This is a genomic window from Streptomyces katrae (assembly GCF_000966975.1).
GTDB classification, from domain to species: Bacteria; Actinomycetota; Actinomycetes; order Streptomycetales; family Streptomycetaceae; genus Streptomyces; species Streptomyces katrae.
This window is the reverse complement of sequence record NZ_JZWV01001242.1, coordinates 1-2,783: the sequence shown is the minus strand read 5'-3', so window position 1 is coordinate 2,783 and position 2,783 is coordinate 1. Positions and strand designations below refer to the sequence as shown.

Sequence of the window (2,783 nt, the reverse complement as noted above, 5' to 3'; positions counted from 1 at the left end):
GGTCCTCGGTGCCGTAGAGGGCCTTGAGGGCGGTGAAGAAGCCGGCGGCGAAGGTGATCGCGTTCGGGTCGGCGAGCACCGGCGCGTGGTCGGCGGGCAGGGAGTAGGCGCCGGTGTCCGGGTCGCGCTCGACGTAGCCGGCGCTCAGCTGGGCGTGCAGCCACTCCTCGGCGTAGCGGGGGTGGATCGCCGTGCGCTCGGCGAGGGCGGCGGGGGTGAGCGGGCCGGCCTCGGCCAGGGCGCGGTAGAGGCCGAGCCGCTCGCCGAGGGCGACGGTGAGGCCGCGTACGGCGGCGCCGGCGTCGCTGATGACGCGCTGGTGGAAGTCGTGGGTGGCGCTCATGCCGCTCTCACCTCGGTGGTCGGAAGGTCGCAGGTGAACAGGAAGGACCGGGGGACGCCCGGGACGGTGCGCGCGGGGACCGGGTAGGGCCAGCGGTCGAAGTGGGCGCCGTCCTCGCCGGGCTGGCGGACCTCGCGGACGTCCCAGCCGCAGTCGGCGAGGAGCTGCTCGGGGGTCTCGGTGCCGAACAGCCACGGGTTCCCGTCCTCTTCCAGGCACTTCAGGAAGGGGCGGGAGAGCGGGTTCTCCAGGGCGGCCTTGCTGATGACGTCGCCGAGGAGGACCGAGCCGGGTGCGGAGTGTCCGGCGAGGGTGGAGATCAGGTTGCGGACGGCGAGCTCGGGGAGGAAGAAGAGGAGGCCCTCGACGACCCACAGCACGGGCTCGTCGGAGCGCCAGCCGGCCTCCTTGAGGGGGCCGGTCCAGTCCTGGGTGAGGTCGACGGGGACGGCGGTGCGGGTGCGTCCGGCCGGCTGCGGTTCGCCGGCGAGCATCTCGGCCTTGGCCTCCAGCAGGGCGGGGCGGTCGAGTTCGTAGACGGTGACGCCGTCGGGCCAGGGCAGCCGGTAGAAGCGGGTGTCCATGCCGGCGGCGAGGAACACGACCTGGCGGATGCCGTGCTCCTGGACGGTGCGGACGATCTGCCGGTCCAGGTAGGTGGTGCGGATGGCGAGGAACGGCACGGTGCCGGCTCCGGCGTAGCGCTCCAGCAGTTCGAAGCCGATGGTGTCGGCGACGGTGCGGGCGTACGGATCGGCGAACAGCCGGTCTTCGCGGTCGGTTTCCAGGGCCCGCGCGGCGGCGGTCCACTGGGCGGTGCGGGATACGGCCTCCACGGGAGGCTCCCTTCACTTCGGCGGACGGGGAGGGGCGGGCGCGGGGGCGGCCCTAGGCCAGGGAGCTCACGCGGACCACCGGGTCCTCCGCGGCGCAGGGGTGCGCGGTGGAGCATGCGGCGGGCCGGCGCTGGAAGATGCTGTGCAGGACCATGCTGAAGACGACGTTCCCCTCGGCGTCGGACAGCGTGCACTTGGGCTGGACGACGCCGGTGGTGGGGTTGAACGGCGAGGGGCGCGAGCCGAGGATCTCGACGCGCGCCGTGAGCACGTCGCCGGGCCGGACGGGCCGCAGGTAGCGGATCTCGTCGACGCCCGGCGAGCCGGTACAGGCGCTGTAGGCGAGCAGTCCGTCGACGTAGCGGCGCATGAACATCGAGGCGCTGTGCCAGCCGCTGGCGATGAGGCCGCCGAACGGGGTCTGCGCGGCGAGCTCCGGGTCGGTGTGGAAGGGCTGCGGGTCGAAGCGCCGGCCGAACTCCAGCACCTCCTCCGTCGTGACGGTGATGGTCCCCAGCTCGTGGACGTCACCGGTCCGGAAGTCCTCGAAATAGCGCATCACGCGCCCCCCTTGACGTAGAGGAGTGGTTTTCTCTGGCGTGAACCAATCTACGAATTGGCCGCTTATTTTGTCAACCCAAAAGAAGACCGCAGTGCCTGTTCAGCGTCCTGCCAGAGGTCCTCCGGGTCCTCGATGCCGACCGACATCCGCACCAGGCCCGGGCCGATCCCCGCGCGCGCCAACGCGCCCTCGTCCAGCTCGCGGTGGGAGGTGCTGGCAGGGTGCGTGACCAGCGTCTCGACCCCGCCGAGCGAGAGCGCGAGCCGGGCGAGGCGGACCCCCTCGACGAAGGCGCGGCCCGCCTCCCGGCCGCCGTGCAGCTCGAAGGAGAGCAGCCCGCCGCCGCCGGAGAGCACCTTGCGGGCCAGGGCGTACGAGGGGTGCGTTCTCAGCCACGGCCAGTGGACGGCCGCCACGGCGGGGTGGTCCGCCAGCCGCTGCGCGAGCAGGCCCGCGTTGGCGCAGTGCTCGCGCATCCGCAGCGGCAGCGTGGCGATCCCCCGCAGGGTGAGCCAGACGGCGAACGGGTCGGCGCTGGCGCCGAGTTCGACCGTGCGCGGCCAGACCTCCCGGCGCAGGGCGTCGTCGGCGAAGACGGCCGCCCCGCCGAGGACGTCGGAGTGGCCGGCGAGGTACTTGGTGGTGGAGTGGAGCACGATGTCGGCGCCGTGTTCGATCGGACGGCACAGCACCGGCGAGGCCAGCGAGTTGTCCACGGCGCTGAGCACGCCCAGGCGCCGGGCCGCGGCCAGCAGCCCGGGCAGGTCGGGGACCTGGCCGGTGGGGTTGGCGATGGTCTCCAGGACGAGCAGCCGGGTGCGGGGTCCGGCGAGCGCCTCGAACTCCCCCGCGTCGTCACCGCCGATGTAGTCGACCCGGACCCCGTAGCGCTCGGCGAGGTCGCTCAGCGCCGCGTACGTGCCCCCGTACAGGCAGCGCTGCGCGATCACCTGGTCGCCGGGGCGCAGCAGGGCGAGCAGGACCCCGCTGATGGCGCCCATCCCGGAGGCGAAGGCGATGGCGGAGGCCCCGCCCTCCAGGC

Annotated in this window: 3 protein-coding genes and 1 pseudogene; all 4 read right to left on the bottom strand. The window is 73.3% G+C overall.

Annotated features, from left to right (window positions below; all coding sequences use genetic code 11):
* A pseudogene (locus tag VR44_RS35615) lies at nt 1-343 on the bottom strand (SAM-dependent methyltransferase); the annotation flags it as partial.
* Nucleotides 340-1,179 (bottom strand): class I SAM-dependent methyltransferase, encoded by an 840-nt coding sequence (locus VR44_RS35610; protein WP_045951792.1) that lies wholly within the window; start codon nt 1,177-1,179, stop codon nt 340-342. The gene VR44_RS35610 and the pseudogene VR44_RS35615, both read right to left, overlap by 4 nt.
* Before the next feature lie 52 nt (nt 1,180-1,231).
* Nucleotides 1,232-1,738 (bottom strand): MaoC family dehydratase, encoded by a 507-nt coding sequence (locus VR44_RS35605; RefSeq protein WP_045951791.1) that lies wholly within the window; start codon nt 1,736-1,738, stop codon nt 1,232-1,234.
* Nucleotides 1,739-1,803: 65 nt separating this feature from the next.
* Nucleotides 1,804-2,783 (bottom strand): trans-sulfuration enzyme family protein (locus VR44_RS35600; RefSeq protein WP_045951790.1); only part of this gene is annotated, 980 nt, incomplete at its 5' end.